The sequence below is a fragment of the Comamonas odontotermitis genome (assembly GCF_014207855.1).
Classification (GTDB): Bacteria; Pseudomonadota; Gammaproteobacteria; order Burkholderiales; family Burkholderiaceae_C; genus Comamonas; species Comamonas odontotermitis_A.
Genome location: NZ_JACHKZ010000003.1, coordinates 133,665 through 150,647 on the forward strand (window position 1 = coordinate 133,665; position 16,983 = coordinate 150,647).

General features: G+C 62.7%; 15 protein-coding genes. 8 read left to right on the forward strand and 7 right to left on the reverse strand.

Annotation, left to right across the window (positions count from 1 at the left end):
* Positions 1-69 precede the first annotated feature (69 nt).
* Positions 70-822, reverse strand: a complete 753-nt coding sequence (locus HNP33_RS03910) for a helix-turn-helix domain-containing protein (protein ID WP_184705485.1) — start codon at positions 820-822, stop codon at positions 70-72.
* Between the two features lie 103 nt (positions 823-925).
* Here HNP33_RS03910 and HNP33_RS03915 point away from each other — a divergent pair, with 103 nt between their 5' ends.
* The 4 genes from HNP33_RS03915 (at position 926) to HNP33_RS03930 (ending at position 4,640) form a co-directional block, all read left to right on the forward strand.
* Complete coding sequence (locus tag HNP33_RS03915; protein WP_184705487.1) at positions 926-1,651, forward strand: hypothetical protein; 726 nt, start codon at positions 926-928, stop codon at positions 1,649-1,651.
* Between the two features lie 160 nt (positions 1,652-1,811).
* On the forward strand, positions 1,812-3,746 hold the full coding sequence (locus HNP33_RS03920; protein WP_184705723.1) for an MFS transporter: 1,935 nt from the start codon (positions 1,812-1,814) through the stop codon (positions 3,744-3,746).
* Entirely contained in the window at positions 3,743-4,264 is a 522-nt protein-coding gene (locus HNP33_RS03925; protein ID WP_184705488.1) for a hypothetical protein, read from the forward strand. The genes HNP33_RS03920 and HNP33_RS03925 overlap by 4 nt, the downstream gene beginning before the upstream one ends.
* Positions 4,265-4,346: 82 nt before the next feature.
* Complete coding sequence (locus HNP33_RS03930) at positions 4,347-4,640, forward strand: DUF333 domain-containing protein (RefSeq protein ID WP_184705490.1); 294 nt, start codon at positions 4,347-4,349, stop codon at positions 4,638-4,640.
* A gap of 130 nt (positions 4,641-4,770) precedes the next feature.
* Here HNP33_RS03930 and HNP33_RS03935 read toward each other — a convergent pair whose 3' ends face one another.
* The 3 genes from HNP33_RS03935 to mdeB all read right to left on the reverse strand — a co-directional run bounded on the left by HNP33_RS03935 (position 4,771) and on the right by mdeB (position 9,966).
* Positions 4,771-5,676: a dienelactone hydrolase family protein gene (locus HNP33_RS03935; protein WP_184705492.1), complete on the reverse strand. Its 906-nt coding sequence runs from the start codon at positions 5,674-5,676 to the stop codon at positions 4,771-4,773.
* 182 nt (positions 5,677-5,858) lie between these two features.
* A complete protein-coding gene (locus HNP33_RS03940; protein ID WP_184705494.1) occupies positions 5,859-7,064 on the reverse strand; it encodes an ABC transporter substrate-binding protein in 1,206 nt (401 codons plus the stop codon).
* Between the two features lie 253 nt (positions 7,065-7,317).
* On the reverse strand, positions 7,318-9,966 hold the full coding sequence (mdeB, locus tag HNP33_RS03945) for an alpha-ketoglutarate dehydrogenase (RefSeq protein ID WP_184705496.1): 2,649 nt from the start codon (positions 9,964-9,966) through the stop codon (positions 7,318-7,320).
* Between the two features lie 225 nt (positions 9,967-10,191).
* Between mdeB and HNP33_RS03950 the strand changes: the two genes are divergently transcribed.
* From HNP33_RS03950 to HNP33_RS03960, 3 genes are read left to right on the forward strand one after another with little or no spacing between them, the layout of a single operon-like run.
* Positions 10,192-10,692: a YiaA/YiaB family inner membrane protein gene (locus tag HNP33_RS03950; RefSeq protein ID WP_184705498.1), complete on the forward strand. Its 501-nt coding sequence runs from the start codon at positions 10,192-10,194 to the stop codon at positions 10,690-10,692.
* Between the two features lie 38 nt (positions 10,693-10,730).
* On the forward strand, positions 10,731-11,207 hold the full coding sequence (locus tag HNP33_RS03955) for a hypothetical protein (RefSeq protein WP_184705500.1): 477 nt from the start codon (positions 10,731-10,733) through the stop codon (positions 11,205-11,207).
* Positions 11,208-11,228: 21 nt separating this feature from the next.
* Entirely contained in the window at positions 11,229-12,011 is a 783-nt protein-coding gene (locus tag HNP33_RS03960; protein WP_184705502.1) for a DUF2145 domain-containing protein, read from the forward strand.
* A 77-nt stretch (positions 12,012-12,088) separates the two neighbouring features.
* Here HNP33_RS03960 and HNP33_RS03965 read toward each other — a convergent pair whose 3' ends face one another.
* The gene (locus HNP33_RS03965; RefSeq protein WP_184705504.1) at positions 12,089-13,474 is read right to left on the reverse strand and encodes a GGDEF domain-containing protein; all 1,386 of its coding nucleotides are present in this window, start codon (positions 13,472-13,474) and stop codon (positions 12,089-12,091) included.
* 672 nt (positions 13,475-14,146) lie between these two features.
* Positions 14,147-15,319 carry a tRNA guanosine(34) transglycosylase Tgt gene (gene tgt, locus HNP33_RS03970; RefSeq protein ID WP_184705505.1) on the reverse strand — a complete coding sequence of 391 codons (1,173 nt, stop codon included), beginning with the start codon at positions 15,317-15,319 and terminating at the stop codon, positions 14,147-14,149.
* A 126-nt stretch (positions 15,320-15,445) separates the two neighbouring features.
* Between tgt and HNP33_RS03975 the strand changes: the two genes are divergently transcribed.
* A complete protein-coding gene (locus HNP33_RS03975; protein WP_184705507.1) occupies positions 15,446-15,886 on the forward strand; it encodes a universal stress protein in 441 nt (146 codons plus the stop codon).
* 26 nt (positions 15,887-15,912) lie between these two features.
* Here the strand turns inward: HNP33_RS03975 and HNP33_RS03980 are convergent, their stop codons facing one another.
* Positions 15,913-16,950 carry an LLM class flavin-dependent oxidoreductase gene (locus HNP33_RS03980; RefSeq protein ID WP_184705509.1) on the reverse strand — a complete coding sequence of 346 codons (1,038 nt, stop codon included), beginning with the start codon at positions 16,948-16,950 and terminating at the stop codon, positions 15,913-15,915.
* Positions 16,951-16,983: the final 33 nt, after the last annotated feature.

Below are 16,983 nucleotides of genomic sequence, written 5' to 3' on the forward strand. Positions count from 1 at the left end.
ATTTGTGTCAGCGCAATTTGCTATCGTTTTTGAAGTGTGCTTTGCAGATATGGGATGACAGCGCAGCGGTCACCGCTCGCCTCCGGTTCCGGTGCGGCGCATGGCGGTAAACACCGACAGTTCCCACCCCCGCATCGCCAGCAGCAGGGTGTAGCCTTCACGTTCCTTCTCGGACAGGCGCTGGTCGGTCAAATGCTGCTGGGCAAAGTCCTGCGCCACGCGCTGCAGCCGCTCCAGAAAGGCTGGGGCCAGGGTGCGGCTGATCGAGCCGTGCACCAGCATCAGGCCTTCGCCTGCCTTGTCAAAGGTGCCAGAGTAGTAATCGTGCAGCGCGTTCTCGCGGAAGTATTCCATCACCGGGCCATGGGGGCGCCAGCGGAAGGTTTTGGCGAGCTTGAGGCGGTAGCGGTTCATCGGCCGCAGCTCGATGATGCCGATGCGATCCAGCTGTGCCAGGTACTTGATGCCTTCGGCCTCGGTCAGGCGGTAGGTGGCCAGCACCTGCTCCAGTGTCCACTGGCTGAGCACGCAGATCGCCATCAACAGCAGCTTTTTGTCGGCAATCACCGCCTGCTCCTGCTGCTGCGTCAGCTCCTTGATCAGCGGCTGGTTGTCGGCTACCCGCCGCGCCAGGTCGGCAAAATCCAGCCGCAGCACATGGCAGATGGCATCAATGCGCGACAGTGGCATATCGCCTTTGGCCAGCATGCGCTTGACGCTCGACTCTGCCATGCCCAGCGCATCGGCCAGGTCGGCGTAGGTCATTTGTGCGGCTTTGAGTTCCTTCTTCAGGGCAGTGACCAGGTCAGCAGTGGTGCTCATGGATTTGCGAAATAGTATCGAAAATTGCTACTCTGGGCGTCATCATAGGCGATCACTGCATGAATTCGAGACGCAATGATGGCGCCCCGCCACAGTTGCGGCCATGACTGATACACCCATAACCTCATCCGTCTCACACGGCACAACATCTACCGAATGGCTGTTGTATGCGGGCTACGCCGTTTTGCTGGCGCTGGCCTGCCTGGGCCCCCACGTGCCGCAGGCTGCGCATTACCATGACTTTGCAGACCAGCGTGCGCTAGGGGGCCTGCGCAACGCGCTGGACGTGCTCAGCAACCTGCCGTTTGCGATGGTCGGTGCGCTGGGTCTGTGGCGCGCTGTCCTGCAGGCTCCGGCTGCGGTGCGTGCCAGCGGCGCCCTGCCTTGGCTGGCTTTGGTGTTTGGCGGCCTGCTGCTCACTGCAGCTGGCTCCAGCTATTACCACCTGATGCCTGATGACTGGCGCGTGTTCTGGGATCGCCTGGGCATGGTGCCTGTGTTTGCCGGGGTATTGGGCCTGGCGCTGCAGTCGGTGCTTTCGCTGCGGGTGGCCGTGGTGACTGCCGTGCTGGTGTTGGTGCTCGGGCCGGTAGGCTGCAAACCGGCCAATTGCTGCCCTGGGCGGTGCTGCAGGGGGCGGGCATGGTGCTGCTGCTGGCGGTGGCGCTGTGGCAGCACTTCTCTGCAGCCGGTGTGGCGTCGGCTGCTGGGCGTGTGGTGTGGCCATGGGGAGCTGTCGTGGCCTGGTATGCATTGGCCAAGGTGCTGGAGTTGGGCGATTCCTTTGTCTGGAGCATCAGCCACCATTGGGTGGGTGGCCATGCGTTGAAGCATGTGGCGGCAGCGTTGGCACTGGTGCCGCTTTTGCTGATGGTGCGGCGTGTGCGCAACGCAGAGCGCCAGCCTGGGTCTGCCGCAGGCACAATCAGGCCCACGCTGGTGCAAGGGCCTCAGCCATGATCGATACCACCAGCCAGGAGACCCCAGGAATGAGCCGTCAGGAAACAAGTGCCGCCGCTGCGGATGCGCCCGCCCACCCCAACCAGTTTGCCTTGCTGAGCCAACGCCGCTTTGCACCATTTTTCTGGACCCAGTTTGCGGGCGCCGCCAACGACAACCTGTTCAAGTTCGCCTTCACGGTGATGGTGACCTATCAGTTGCAGGTGGCGTGGATGCCGCCCTCCATGGCGGGCCTGGTGATTGGCGCGCTGTTCATTCTGCCGTTTCTGCTGCTGTCGGCCACGTCGGGGCAGCTCACCGACAAGTTTCCCAAGCACCGCATGATCCGCTTTGTAAAGGATCTGGAAATCGGCATCATGCTGATTGCCGGCATCGGCTTCTGGATCGAGAGCCCGGTGATTCTGCTGGCCTGCGTGTTCCTGATGGGCATGCATTCCACTTTGTTCGGCCCGGTCAAATACGCCTATCTGCCCCAGGTGCTGCGCGATGACGAGTTGACGGGCGGCAATGGCATGGTAGAGATGGGCACGTTTGTCGCCATTCTGCTGGGCAATGTGGTGGGTGGCCTGCTGGTGGCGCTGCCGCAAATCGGGCATGCATCGGTCGCCGTTGCCTGCATCGCATTGGCGCTGGTGGGCCGCCTGATGGCCCAGGGCGTGCCGGTGGCGGCGGCCACCGATCCGGGCCTGCAGATCAACTGGAACCCGCTGTCCGAGACCTGGCGCAACCTCAAGCTGGCCAAGGGCAATGTGGTGGTATTCCGCTCGCTGCTGGGCATCAGCTGGATGTGGTTCTTTGGCGCCGTGTTCCTGAGCCAGTTTCCCAGCTTTGCCAAGGAAGTGCTGCATGGCAACGAGCATGTGGCATCGCTGCTGCTGGTGGTGTTTTCCATCGGCATTGGCATTGGTTCTTTGCTGTGTGAGGTGATGTCACGCCGTCAGGTGGAAATCGGCCTTGTGCCCATGGGGGCCATCGGCATGAGCGTGTTTGCGATTGATCTGTACTTTGCATCGCGCAGTCTGCCTGCGGCGCCGCTGATGGATATCGGCGCCTTCATGTCGCAGGCGGCGCACTGGCGGGTGATGGCCGATCTGCTGCTGCTGTCGCTGTTTGCCGGCCTCTACAGCGTGCCCATGTATGCGCTCATCCAGATGCGCAGCCAGCCCACGCACCGCGCCCGCATCATCGCAACCAACAATATTCTCAATGCGCTGTTCATGATTGCCAGCTCCGTCAGCGCGGGCGCATTGCTGGGTGCGGGTTTCAGCGTACCGCAGATTTTTTTGATGACCGGTATCGCCAATGCCATCGTGGCGGGCTACATCTTCTTTCTGGTGCCGGAGTATCTGCTGCGCTGCGTGGCCTGGGTGGCCACACACCTGGTCTACCGCTTCAAGGTGGAAGGCGCGCACCACATTCCCACCAGCGGGCCCGCGCTGCTTACCTGCAACCATGTGAGCTTTGTCGACCCGATCCTGCTGATGGCAGCGAGCCCGCGCCCCATCCACTTCGTGATGGATTACCGCATCTTCCGCACTCCGCTGCTGGGGTGGTTGTTCCGCCTGTGCAAGGCCATTCCGATTGCGCCGCAGAAGGAAGACCCCGCCGTGTATGAGGCAGCTTTTGCCCGCGCCGCTCAGGTGTTGCGCGAAGGCGATCTGCTGGCCATCTTCCCGGAAGGAGCGATCACCCGCGACGGTCAGTTGCAGGAGTTCAAGGGCGGGATGATGAAGATTCTGGAGCAGGCGAAGGCCGACGGTCTGCAGGTTCCGGTGGTGCCGATGGCGCTGTCGAACCTGTGGGGTTCGTACTTCAGCAGGGTAGAGCCGCAGGGCGCCATGACCCGGCCTTTCCGCCGCGGCCTGTTCAACCGGGTGACGCTGCGTGTCGGCGAGCCATTGCCGCCCGAACAGTGCCAACCTGAGCGTCTGCAGCAAAGCGTGCGAAGTTTGCTGGACCGATGAGCGCTGGCGCCGCTGTCCTGAACGATGCGCAGATCACCGAGCGCATCCTGCAGTTTCTGCGGCAGATCGGACTGGAGGTGCGCGAGGAGTCTCTGCCCTGCGATTGCTTTCTGCCAGGCATGCGCATTGTGCAAGGCTGCCTGGTCGTGGATCGGCAGCAGCTGCGCTGGCCCGGTGACCTGCTGCACGAAGCGGGCCACCTGGCGGTCGTACCTGCAGCCTTGCGACCGTTCATGGATGACGCCCTGGAGCAGTTGCCCGCCATTGAGCATGGGGGCGAGATCGAGGCTACCGCATGGGCCTGGGCGGCGCTCATGCACCTTCAACTGCCGCCGCAGGTGCTGTTCCACGAGGGCGGCTACCGCGGCCATGCCGCTGGCCTGCGCATCAATTTTGAGATGGGCATCTATCTGGGAGCATCGGGCCTCGTGCATGCGGGGCTTGCTTGGCTGCCGGGGCCGGGGCTGGCGGCTGGCGCACCTGTATATCCGCGCATGCGGCAATGGCTCAGGGCCTGATGCCGCTTTGGGATAATGGCTCCATTTGCAACGCAGTCTGCCTGGGCATTTCCATGCCTGGCCGCTGCAAGAAGGAATGGAGATGATTTTGATCGCTCGCTTTGCAAAAGGCACTGCTGCGCTGCTGGCGCTTGCCGTGCTGGCAGCCTGTACCAGCTCCTCTGGACTCAAGCCGCTGGAAGACCCCGACGAGAAAAAGCAGGAGTCGTATGCCACCACCTACAAGGGCCCGCGCAGTCCGGCTTCGGCCTACTGCGTGCAGATGGGCGGCTCCCTGGTCGATACGCCCAAGGGCAAGAACACGCTGTGCCGCTGGCCAGATGGCAAGGAAATGGATCCGTGGGATCTGTTCTGGCGCGACAACCCGCTGAATTGAGCTTGCTGCAAATCCCAGGCTCGCCGCAGCCAGCAGGGGCGTGGGAATGCAATGATGTAAAAACAATAGCTGTCAGCGCTTGATGGTAAAGCGCTGACAGCTATTTTGTCTGAGCAGAGCTTGCTGCTGCCTATGCAACGCCCTTGGCCTTGAACCAATCCTGCATGCGCTTCCAGCCGTCCTCTGCGGCGTCCTTGCGGTAGCTGGGGCGGTAGTCGGCGTGGAAGGCATGGCCCGCATCGGGGTAGATGTGGAAGCTGGAGGCTCCAGCTGCTGCGTTGCCTGCGCTGGCGGCTTTTTGCAGGTCCTGCTTCATCACGTCGACGGAATCGAGCGGAATGCCCTGGTCCTTGCCGCCGTACAGACCCAGCACAGGGGCCTTCAGGTCTGCTGCAATATCAGTGGGGTGCTTGGGTTGAAGGCTGCCTGCGGTGCCTTCCAGGCGGCCGTACCAGGCCACGCCGGCTTTCACCTTGCCGGTGGCCGCATACAGCCAGGTGATACGGCCACCCCAGCAAAAGCCGGTGATGCCTGCGCGGCTCACGTCGCCGCCATTGGTAGCGGCCCATTCCAGCGCACCATCCAGGTCTTTCATGACTTGCGCGTCGGGCACCTTGCTGACCAGCTCGGCCTGCAACTGGCTGATTTCGGTGTACTTGCGCGGGTCGCCCTGCCGGGCAAACAGTTCGGGAGCGATGGCCAGATATCCCAGTTTGGCCAGGCGCCTGCAGGTGTCGGCAATGTAGTCATGCACGCCAAAGATTTCCTGGATTACCAGGATCACAGGCAGGTTGGTTTTGCCTTGTGGCGCTGCACGGTAGGCGCTGACCTGAAAGCCATCGACCGTGTACTGGATGGTGCCTGCCGTCAGGCCTGCATCGGATGTCTTGATGGCCGTTTGTGCCATGACAGGCGCAGCGGCTGCGGCGTAACCTACGCCCAGCGCCATCTGGAGCGCGCTGCGGCGTGTGCTTCCAGCGGCAGTTGCGCGGCCGGGCAGGAGTGAGTCGAAATCGGCATTGGGAGAATGGGGCATGGGAATTCCTTTTCTGCGGATTGCGGATCCATTATGGGGGACGATGAAAAAAGGCCTGTCACCCGCCTCACAGGGCTGCTCTTGGTTCCATACCGCCTTGCGGGCGGGCTGTGTGCCATGGCAGGCCCTCAAGAAAAATGCCTGGCGGGTGCCAGGCATGGGTGGGCGGACGGCGCGTCAGATCACTTCCACAGCGCGCACTTGGTTTCTTCCTTGGTGGTGAACACCTCGTCGCCGGGCAGCTTCTTGACGATCTTGTAGTAGTCCCAGGTGCCCTTGGATTCCTGTGGCGTCTTGACCTGGACGAGGTACATGTCGTGGATGTAGCTGCCGTCGGCGCGGATGGAGCCCGAGGCGAAGAAGTCGTCCATTTTCATGCCGCGCCAGGTCTCCATCACCTTGTCGGCATCGGTGGTGCCGGCGGCCTGCACGGCCTTCAGGTAGTTCATGGTGGCCGAGTAGTCGGCAGCCTGGATTTCGGTGGGGCGGCGCTGGGTTTTCTTCATGTAGGCGTCGGCAAACTTGCGCGATGCGTCGTTCATGTCCCAGTACCAGCTGGTGACGAACTGCATGCCCGCCGTGTTTTTCAGCCCCAGGCTGTGGATGTCGCTGTAGAAGACGAGCAGCGGGGCGATCTTCATCGTTTTGTCGATGCCAAACTCCTTGGCTGCCTTGATGGCGTTGATGGTGTCGCCGCCCGCATTGGCCAGTGCCAGCACCTGGGCCTTGGAGCTCTGCGCCTGCAGCAGGAAGGAGGAGAAGTCCGAGGCATTGAGCGGGTGGCGCACGGCGCTTGCCACGGCACCGCCCTTGGCCTTGACGACCTTGGAGGCGTCGGCTTCCATCGCATGGCCGAAGGCATAGTCGGCGGTCAGAAAGAACCAGTTCTTGCCGCCGTTGTCGACGATGGCACCGGCCGCGCCCTTGGACAGGGCCACGGTGTCGTAGGCATAGTGCACCGAGTAAGGGGTGCAGGCCTCATTCGTCAGGGCGGAGGAGCCAGCGCCGTTGTTGATCATCACGCGCTTTTTCTCATCGGCCACCTTGGCCAGCGCCAGGGCGGTGCCGGAGTTGGTGCCGCTGAAGATCATGGTCAGGTTCTGTGTATCGATCCACTCGCGCGCCTTGCTGGCGGCAATGTCGGCCTTGTTCTGGTGGTCGACGGTGAGCAGTTCGATGGGCTTGCCCAGCACCTTGCCGCCAAAATCGTCGATGGCCATCTGGATGGCGGTGGCGCCGCCCTTGCCTTCGAGGTCAGCGTACAGGCTGGACATGTCGGAGATATAGCCGATCTTGACTTTGTCCTGCGCATGGGCGGTACCCATGGCGGCTGTCAAACCCAGCAGTCCCAAAGTGGCCAAGGCCTGCGCCAGGCGTGTGCGTTGCATAGTTGCTCCTGATGTTGTGATGTTGTTCCAATGCGGCAGCCGCATGGCCTGATACTGGCACGCACAGCGACGGGCGGTATTGGGGCAATTACTGCGCTGTACACCAGGCAGTCGGCGGCAGAAATTGCATGAAAATAGCCATTGATGCTTAACTGGTAAGCGTCAATAGCTATCAATTCAGGAGTTATCAGGAGTGGTGCACAGGCCTGGGCGGCTGCGCACAACGGCTTGGCTTTTTTGCCCAGATCAAGCTTTACTGTTGCTGGCTGCGCACATAGGTCTGCACGATGGCTGCCGCATCCACCGCAAAGTGGCGGCGCAGGGCCGCGCGCGAATCGCTGCGGCCGAAACCATCGGTGCCCAGCGTGTAGTAGCGCTGGCGCGGCAGGCCCTGCGCATCGGCGGGCAGGTAGGCGCGCACCAGCTCGGGCAGGGCACGCACATAGTCGCTGGCGGCGATGATGGGGCCATGCGATTGCTGCAACTGCCGGGCAAACCAGCCCGCCTGCAGCGGCTGGCCATTCGGGGCATTGCGCCAGGCTTCGAGCTGGGCTTCTCCATCGCGCGCCAGTTCGGTGTAGCTGGTCACGCTCCAGACATCTGCGGCCACACCATGCGTTTCCTCCAGGATGCGGGCGGCTTTGAGCACTTCACCCATGATGGCGCCGCTGCCCAGGAGCTGCACGCGCTGCGTGCTCTCTTTTTTGCCCGCTTGCAGCAGGTACATGCCGCGCACCACGCCTTCATGCGCTTCAGGCGGCAGGCTGGGGTTGGCCACGTTTTCGTTGGTGACGGTGATGTAGTAGAACTCGTCGCACTGCTCTTTCAGCATGCGGTGCATGCCGTGGTCGATGATGACGGCCAGCTCTCCGGCAAAGGCCGGGTCGTAGCTTTTGCAGTTGGGTACGGTCGAGGCCGTCAGCAGGCTGCTGCCGTCCTGGTGCTGCAGGCCTTCGCCGCCCAGGGTGGTGCGGCCACTGGTGGCGCCGATCAGAAAGCCTCGGGCGCGCTGGTCGGCAGCGGCCCAGATCAGATCGCCCACGCGCTGGAAGCCGAACATGCTGTAGAAGATGAAAAACGGCAGCATGGCAGTGCCGTGCGTGCTGTAGCTGGTGGCCGCGGCCGTCCACGAGGAGATGGCACCGGCCTCGCTGATGCCTTCTTCCAGGATCTGGCCCGTGGTCTCCTCGCGGTACAACAGCATCGATGCATTGTCTTCCGGCTGGTAGAGCTGGCCGAACGGCGCGTAGATGCCGACCTGGCGGAACAGCCCCGCCATGCCAAAGGTACGCGCTTCATCGGCCACGATGGGAACGATGCGCGGGCCCAGCTCCTTGTCCTTGAGCAGATTGCCCAACTGGCGCACAAAGGCCATGGTGGTACTCATGGGCTTGCCATCGGCCTCCAGCGCAAACTGCGCGGTGGCCTGCAGGCTGGGCACCGCCACCTGCGGGGCCTGGGTCTTGCGTGCGGGCAGAAAGCCGCCCAGCGCCCGGCGCCGCGCATGCAGGTAGCGCATCTCGGCGCTGCCGTCTGCGGGCTTGAGGAAAGCGGCGGAGGTTGCCTGTTCATCGGTCAGCGGCAGGTTGAAGCGGTCGCGGAAGGCGAGCAGGTCTTCGGCGCCCAGTTTCTTTTGCTGGTGCGAAGTCATGCGGCCCTGGCCGATGCTGCCCATGCCGTAGCCCTTCATCGTCTTGGCCAGCACCACGGTGGGCTGGCCGCTGTGCGCGGCGGCGCTGGCAAAGGCGGCATGGATCTTGACCGGATCGTGCCCGCCCCGGCGCAGGCGGTCGATGTCACTGTCGGAGAGGTGGGCGACGAGGGCGGCCAGCTCGGGGCTCTGGTTGAAGAAATGCTCGCGGTTGAAGGCGCCGTCGTTGGCCGACAGGGTCTGGAACTCGCCATCGACCGTGTGTGCAAAGGTGCGCGCCAGCACATGGCTGTGGTCGCGCGCCAGAAGCGCATCCCACTCGGAGCCCCACAGACATTTGACGACATTCCAGCCCGCGCCACTGAAGAGCGATTCGAGCTCATCGACGATGCGGCCGTTGCCGCGCACCGGGCCATCGAGCCGCTGCAGGTTGCAGTTGATGACGAAGATGCAGTTGTCCAGCCCTTCCCGCGCAGCCAGGGTGAGGGCCGCGATGGATTCGGGTTCGTCCATCTCGCCGTCGCCAAAAAAACCCCACACCTTGCGGCCAGCGGTGTCGGCAAGGCCCCGGTGCGCCAGGTAGCGCATGAAACGCGCCTGGTAGATGGCGTTGATGGGGCCAATGCCCATCGAGCCGGTGGGAAACTGCCAGAACTGCGGCATCAGATAAGGGTGCGGATAGGAGCACAGGCCCTGGATGCCCTTGCTGGCGGCTACCAGCTCCTGGCGGTAGTGGCTGAGGTTGTCTTCACCCAGCCGCCCCTCCAGAAAGGCGCGCGCATAAACGCCGGGCGACGAATGCGGCTGAAAGTACACCAGGTCGGCTGCCTGGTGGCCGTCATCGGCGCGGAAGAAATGGTTGAAGCCGGTCTCGAACAGATCGGCCGCCGATGCATAGCTGGCGATATGGCCACCCAGCTCGCCGTGCGCGGCATTGGCGCGAACGACCATGGCCAGCGCATTCCAGCGCAGGATGGCCGAGAGCTTTTTTTCCAGTTCCACATCGCCCGGATAGGGCGGTTGCTCGTCCACGGTGATGGTGTTGACGTAGGGCGTATTGCCCGAGGGCTTCCACGCCACATGGCGCTTGCGGGCGTGGGCAAGCAGCGCATCCAGCAATGCGGCCGCTTGCTCCTTGCCCTGTGCTGCGCCATAGGCGGCAAGCAGCCCATCGAAGGCGTCACACCATTCGGCCAGTTCGGCGGGATCGGCTTGCGGGGTGGAGGGCAAGTGGGTAGGCGGCTGGCGCACGGCGGTCTCCTGTCTGGCGCGGGGATGCAATGGGCTCGATCATGCCATGGAAGGCTTTCTCAACCCGATGACCCTGCGACAGTTGAGTGGCTTAAAAGTATTGTTTTTTGATACTGATTTTGCTGAAAGCCGCTACCGGCATTAAACAGGGATGCTGGCGTGGCGGATCGATTGCATGATGGCGCCGTGTTCAACCAACGCGGGGCCCGGATGCTCCGATCACACATGTCTCACTCATTCAACCCTGTTCAACGTGACACCCGTGCATGGCAATACCAGGTATGGATTTCGTTTGGTATTGCGATTGCAATGTGCGCAATCGGCCTGGCCTGGTTGCCAGGGCAACACCTGGAGCAGGCGTTCATGGTGATGGGTTATATGTTCTGTCTCTCGGCGGCCTTTGTGCTGGCCAAGTTTGTGCGGGATAAGCAATCGGACAGCAGCAAGTCGGCTGGCGACACCCCGATGTGGCGCTTTGTGGTCTGGGGCGGTTTTGCCATCGCCATGGGGCTGACCGGCTGGGGTCTGCTGGGCATGGACATCAACCCCACGTACAAGGCTTTTCTGGGCGTGAGCTGGCTGTACATGATCACCACGGCCTTCACCCTGGCCAAGATGCTGCGCGACAAGCATGAATCGGATCTGGCTGCAGCCCTGTACAGCGCCCGCGCCATGCGCAGCGAGCAACGCAACCATGAAGTGAGCAACAGCCAGGAGCGCGTGTGAACGCGGGTCTCATGCATCAGCCAACACGGAAGCACACCATGAAAAGCCCTGTCCTTGCCAGACTGCACCGTACTGCCACCGCCGCCATTGCGGGCGCCGCCCTGCTGCTGGGGCTGGCCGCGGCGCCTGCCGCCCATGCGCAAAGCGATGCTTCGCTGATGCTATCGGCGCTGCCCATTGCGTCGGTCGTGGTGGGAACTGCGGTGTCGGTGGGCGCATCCACCGCCGTTGTGGCGCTGCCCGTGGCTTTGTCGGTCGAAGGCTCCAAGCTGGTTGTCAAGGGCGTGAAGGCATCGGCCAAGGGCACGGTGTTGCTGCTGGAGAGTGCTTCGGATGGCGCAGCCGCCAGCATTGAGCTGTCGGCAGGCGCATTGGGCGCCAGTGCTGCGAGCGTGGGCACAACCATCTTGGTGAGCGTGGTCGGCGCGGGGGTGCTGCTGTCGACAGCTGGTGAAGTGATCGCCTTCATCCCGAACGAAATCGGCAAGGCGCTGCTCTACAACGAGCGCCTGTAAGTACGTTCCAAGGAGATAGCGATGATGAAACCATTCCGCATCACCCTCATGGCGGCGGCTCTGTTGGCCGCAGCGGGCGCCCAGGCCGGGCGCACCTGCGAAGCGCAGAATCCGACGGTAGAGAGCGTGCGCAAAAGCCTGAACCTGGCGCAACACGTGGCGCAGGCACTGGATGCCAGCGGCGCGCAGGTGGTACTGCTGGGCCGCCAGGGGCAGGATCTGAGCAAGTACCAGCTGCAGTATTCGCACATGGGCTGGGCCTACAAATCGCCCACGGGCGCCTGGCGCGTGGTGCACAAGCTCAATGACTGCGGTACTGCCGCATCGCATGTGTACCGGCAGGGCCTGGGGGAGTTCTTTCTGGACGATCTGTGGCGCTACCAGGCTGTGCTGATGGTGCCTGCGCCTGCCGTGCAGCAGAAACTGCTGCTCGCGCTTTCTGGCAATGAGCAGCCATTGCAGCTGCATGAGTCGCACTACAGCATGGTGGCCTATCCATGGAGCCAGCGTTACCAGCAAAGCAACCAATGGGCGCTGGAAGCCTTGGCGCAGGCCATGGAGCCTGCCGTTCACAACCGCAGCCAGGCGCAGGCATGGCTGCAGCTGCAAGGCTACCAGCCCAGCGATTTGCGCATTGGCACCATGACGCGCCTGGGCGGCCGCATGACGCGCGCCAATATTGCCTTTGACGACCATCCGCCCGAGAAGCGCTTTGCGGGCCATATTGAAACCACGACGGTGGATTCAGTTCTGCAGTTTTTGCAGCGGAGCGGTCTTGCGGCTGCACCGCAACTGGTGCAATAGCCCGCTGAAACGATAAACAGATACGAAGAAAAACATGCTGCCAGCGAGCGATTGACGTGCGCTGGCAGCTATCGTTTTTAGCGTGCAGGGCCGAGCATCACACAGTTGCGGCCGCGGCTCTTGGCCTGGTAGAGCGCCACATCGGCGTCACGCAGCAGGTTTTCGATGGAATCGCGCGGCGACAGCTGCGCCACATGGGCGACGCCAATACTGACGGTGGCGGAGAGTGGTTCATTGCTCAGGGTCTGGAACTTGCCCGCCCGAACCGCCAGGCAGAGCCGCTCGGCAATCGTGGCGGCGTCCTGGGCGCTGATGTGCGGGAGCACCACAGCGAATTCTTCGCCGCCGATACGGCCAAACACATCCTGGGGACGCAAGGTATGGACCACAGTGCGGGCGAACTCGCACAGCAGGTGATCGCCTGTGCCATGGCCGTGGGTGTCGTTCACGCGCTTGAAATGATCCAAATCAAGCATTAGCACTGCCAGCGATCCGCGCTCGTGTGCCAGACGCTGAAGCACCAGGCTGCTTGCCTGCACGAAGCCATTGCGGCTGAGAACACCCGTCAGGCTGTCGTGGTGCGCCTGGTAGCGCAGGCGGTTGAGCAGCTCGGAGCGTGCGGCGTGCGCGCCCGCCACCGACAGCGGGCCCAGGATCAGCATGGTCACGCCCAGGCGAAAAGTGGCTACGTCCACGAAGTGCATCGGCGTGAAGTCGATCCAGGAGGCGATGATGATCTTCGTGGCAAACACCAGCATGGTGATGATGGTGGTGGTCAGAATACGGTAGCTGAGGGCACACCAAAGAAGGGCGGGCAGCGAAAACGCCAGCGAGCCGATCTTGGCGCCTACGGCATAGCTGGCTGCCTCCAGCGCCACCACTGCAACGGCGGGCAGCACAATCGCAGGCAAGGGCAGTGCCTCCTGTGGCAATGTGGCTTTGCGCGCCGAAGGCAGTGCCAGCAGAAAAGGCAACAGAATCATTGCGTTCATCCACTCGCCGGTCCACCACATCATGGTGCCCTTGAGCAGCGGAACGCTGAATGCATAGGCACTGACGGGCCCGCCAATGGCTGCCGATACCGTGGCGGCCACGCCGCTGCCATACAACACCAGGAGGGCGGAGAACTGGCCTTCCATCTGCAGATCGCGCTTGGAGTGCTTGTGCATGACCCACCAGGCGGATACGGCTCCCACCATGTTGGCCACGGAAAAGCCCGTGGATACCCAGAGGTTGCTGCCGGTGAGCACATCCGCCGCGACATAGCTCACAAAGATAGCCGCCATGCCCAGAGGCTGCAGCAGCACATGCGGATAGCGCAGAAGCAGCACCAGCAGCAACTGATTGGCTGGCCAGAACACAGAAAGGAAGCCAATCGGCCGCAGCACAATCCCCAGCAGGCATGCGGCAAACACTGCCGCGCAGGCGTAGGCCAGCAAGCGGCCACTATGCGGCTTGCTCATGGGGGTGGCGGAGGTAGTGAGCAACATGGGGGTGTAAGCAGATGTTGGGAATATACATGCTTACGAACATTTTGATGCACATCAGCCTTGGAGTGCAGTGCGCTTCTGAATGCATACCAGAAGGTGCATGGGGTAGATGCCGCCACAGCGCAACAGGAGCCACCTGCTGCTGTTCCATCTTGCCATGAATGGTGATTTAGCTATGAAAAATATAGCTTCTTGCGCGTGCAGGTAGTGCCCCAGAGGCTTGCTGCACTTTCCGCATAACCAAAAGGGCGCGGATGCCCTAGGGCCAAAAGCCACAGCTTGCTCCTGGGTGATGTGCTCCACGCGGGCTTCAAAACAAGCCGGGCAGAAGGGGAGCGATTGCTTATTGACGAATGTCAATCCTTGTCAAACAGGTGCCGGCTGTATCGTGCAGGGCACAAAGATGGTTCCCCTGGTGTGCCAGCCACCGATGGGTTCATGGCAGTGGCTGGCGTAAGAACGTGTTTACGATCTCCTCGCGCTGCGACAGTGGCTTTGCGGGGCGCCCCTAGCCGGGCGCCCCCAAACCCACTGTCCCTACGGGTTGGAGTGAAATCGGGCGATTGCTGCGGCCCAGCGTTTCGAACGCATCCCGATTGCACTCCAATGCGGCTGCGTAGAGATCGTCAACACGTTCTAAGGGGCTTACACCCCGCGGGCCCGGTCTGCCTTGAAGCGGGCGCGGAACTCGGCAAAGGTGCCAGCGTCCAGCGCGTTGCGGATTTCCTGCATCAGGTTCAGGTAGTAGTGCAGGTTGTGAATGGTGGTGAGCATGGGGCCCAGCATCTCGCCGCAGCGGTCCAGGTGGTGCAGGTAGGCTCGGCTGAAGCCGCCCCGGCCGCCGTCGTCCCAACTCACGCCTGCCGTGCCAGCGCAGGCGTGGCAGGTGCAGGTGGTGTCGATGGGCTGGTGGTCGCTCTTGTGGCGCGCGTTGCGGATCTTGAGATCGCCGTAGCGTGTGAAGATGGTGCCGTTGCGCGCATTGCGCGTGGGCATCACGCAGTCGAACATGTCCACGCCGTCGGCCACGCCTTGCACCAGATCCTCCGGTGTACCCACGCCCATCAGGTAACGGGGCTTGTTGGCTGGCAGCAGGTGGGGGGTGTGCTGCATGATGTCCAGCATCTCGTCCTTGGGCTCGCCCACCGAGACGCCGCCCACGGCGTAGCCGGGAAAATCCATCTCGACCAGGGCCTGCAGCGATTCCTCGCGCAGGTTCTTGAACATGCCGCCCTGCACAATGCCAAAGAGTGCATTGGGGTTGCCCAGACGCTCGAATTCGTCCTTGGAGCGCTTGGCCCAGCGGCGGCTCATCTCCATGCTCTTGCGCGCCTCGGCCTCGGTGGTCTTCTTGCCGTTGGTTTCATACGGCGTGCATTCATCGAGCTGCATGACGATGTCGGAGTTCAGGATCGTCTGGATCTGCATGCTGACTTCGGGCGACATGAACAGTTTGTCACCATTGACCGGGCTGGCGAAATGCACACCTTCTTCGGTGATCTTGCGCATGGCGCCCAGGCTCCAGACTTGAAATCCGCCTGAGTCGGTGAGGATGGGCTTGTCCCACTGCTCGAAGCCGTGCAGGCCGCCAAAGCTCTTCATGATGTCCAGGCCCGGGCGCATCCACAGGTGGAAGGTATTGCCCAGGATGATCTGCGCACCCATCTCGTGCAGGCTGCGCGGCATGACGCCCTTGACGGTGCCATAGGTGCCCACGGGCATGAAGATGGGGGTCTGCACCACGCCATGGTTGAGCGTGAGCGTGCCACGGCGCGCGTGGCTGGTCGGGTCGGTCTTGAGCAGGTCAAATTGCAGCATAACCGCGCATTCTCGCAGATGTGCCAGGAGCCATGCTGGGTGGCAGATTTTGCCGTGCTCGTGTCTCAGGCTTTGTGGCTGAGGCGTCTACACTGGGCCCATTGCCATCAGAAAAAGGAGCGAGCCATGTTGACCATGATGATTGCGGTAGACGGATCCGAGCATTCGCTGGAGGCCGTGCGCCACGGGCTGCATCTGATCGGCCAGGGTCTGCGCGCCCAGGTGGTGCTCGGCCATGTGCAGGAAAGTGCAACCCTGACGGAGCTGGCCACTGTCGGGCCCGCAGCGGCTGCCAATGCGAGTGTGGATGCGGGCATGGATTTGCTGGCACCGGCCGTCGCGCTTTTGCGTGCCGCTGGTGTCGAATACGAGGTGGACGTGCGCATCGGCGATGTCTACCCGACGCTGTTGGATATTGCCGAAGAGCACGAATCCGCCATGATCCTGATCGGCTCTACTGGTGAAGGCACGCTCTCGCGCATCTTCCTGGGCTCGGTGGGCAGCGACCTTGTGCGCCACAGCCAGGTGCCTGTCACCATCGTGAAAGTGCCGTTTACAGACGATTGAAGCCACCGGCACGCGCTTTGCTGCGCTCAGCCGCCCACGGTCTGCTGCGCGTGGGTGTGCTGCCAGCCCAGGGCGGGCGCAATGCGCTCGGTGAAATCACTCAGGATCTGCAGGTAATCCTCATGGGGCAGGTTGTAGGGCAGCTCCAGCCGCAGCTCGTCAACCAAAGGCAGTACCGGGTCGACCAGGAGCGATTCCAGAATCTGCGCACTGCTCCCTACCAGATCGCGTGCAAACAACACCCGGCGCTCGCCCTGCGGTGCCAGCGTGCGCGCATGGCGGCTTTCGGCAAAGGTTTGGTAGCGTTTGCGGCTGGTCGCATCGGCGCTGTCGGTGGGCACGATCACCCGGCCCAGGGCCACCCGTGGGGCGTGTGGCGCCGTCCAGTGATTGCGAAAGCGCTGCAGTTGGGCCAGCTGCGTCTCGAAGAAATGGTCGCTGTGCTCGCCCCGGTTCAGATTGCCGATCAGCAGATGCAAGCCGTTGCGACCGGCCCACTCGGCCGAATGCAGGGAGCCGCCGCCATACCACAGCCGGTGCGCCAGGCCCGCTGCGTGTGGATAGATGCGCGCAGTGTGCTGGCCGGCGGGCGATTGCACCACGGCACCGTCAGGCCCCAAGGGCAGCCCTTGCAGGTTGCGGCGCAGGCGCGCGACGCGCTCGTGCGAGAAGTCGATGTGAGCGGGATCTCCGTCATACAGGTGCGCGCCCAGCAGGTCGCCGTGGTTGGGCGCCCCGGCGCTTACCCCGACCTGCAGCCTGCCTTGCGAGAGCACATCGACGGTGGAGAGATCTTCGGCCAGGCGGAAAGGGTTCTCGTACCCCAGCTGAATGACGGCGCAGCCCAGCTCCATGCGTTGTGTGCGCTGGGTTGCCGCAGCCAGCAGCGTGGCGGCAGAGGACACGGCGGGCTCCAGATGGCGCTGGCGCACCCAGCCTCCATCAAAGCCCAGCTGCTCACCATGTTCGAACAGTTGCAGCGTGTGCTCCAGTCCTGACCAGGGCGCGTTTTCCGCATAGTTGCCCGGTGTGAGGAATGCGATGCGGGAGATATGAATGCTCATGGAGAGACCTGCATAAAGAAGGTTGAAGGCATG

Bases quoted from the DNA above. Each gene is read 5' to 3' on its own strand.
- HNP33_RS03910 (WP_184705485.1), bottom strand. From the start codon at position 822: ATGAGCACCACTGCTGACCTGGTCACTGCCCTGAAGAAGGAACTCAAA.
- HNP33_RS03915 (WP_184705487.1), top strand. From the start codon at position 926: ATGACTGATACACCCATAACCTCATCCGTCTCACACGGCACAACATCT.
- HNP33_RS03920 (WP_184705723.1), top strand. From the start codon at position 1,812: ATGAGCCGTCAGGAAACAAGTGCCGCCGCTGCGGATGCGCCCGCCCAC.
- HNP33_RS03925 (WP_184705488.1), top strand. From the start codon at position 3,743: ATGAGCGCTGGCGCCGCTGTCCTGAACGATGCGCAGATCACCGAGCGC.
- HNP33_RS03930 (WP_184705490.1), top strand. From the start codon at position 4,347: ATGATTTTGATCGCTCGCTTTGCAAAAGGCACTGCTGCGCTGCTGGCG.
- HNP33_RS03935 (WP_184705492.1), bottom strand. From the start codon at position 5,676: ATGCCCCATTCTCCCAATGCCGATTTCGACTCACTCCTGCCCGGCCGC.
- HNP33_RS03940 (WP_184705494.1), bottom strand. From the start codon at position 7,064: ATGCAACGCACACGCCTGGCGCAGGCCTTGGCCACTTTGGGACTGCTG.
- HNP33_RS03950 (WP_184705498.1), top strand. From the start codon at position 10,192: ATGTCTCACTCATTCAACCCTGTTCAACGTGACACCCGTGCATGGCAA.
- HNP33_RS03955 (WP_184705500.1), top strand. From the start codon at position 10,731: ATGAAAAGCCCTGTCCTTGCCAGACTGCACCGTACTGCCACCGCCGCC.
- HNP33_RS03960 (WP_184705502.1), top strand. From the start codon at position 11,229: ATGATGAAACCATTCCGCATCACCCTCATGGCGGCGGCTCTGTTGGCC.
- HNP33_RS03965 (WP_184705504.1), bottom strand. From the start codon at position 13,474: ATGAGCAAGCCGCATAGTGGCCGCTTGCTGGCCTACGCCTGCGCGGCA.
- tgt (WP_184705505.1), bottom strand. From the start codon at position 15,319: ATGCTGCAATTTGACCTGCTCAAGACCGACCCGACCAGCCACGCGCGC.
- HNP33_RS03975 (WP_184705507.1), top strand. From the start codon at position 15,446: ATGTTGACCATGATGATTGCGGTAGACGGATCCGAGCATTCGCTGGAG.
- HNP33_RS03980 (WP_184705509.1), bottom strand. From the start codon at position 16,950: ATGAGCATTCATATCTCCCGCATCGCATTCCTCACACCGGGCAACTAT.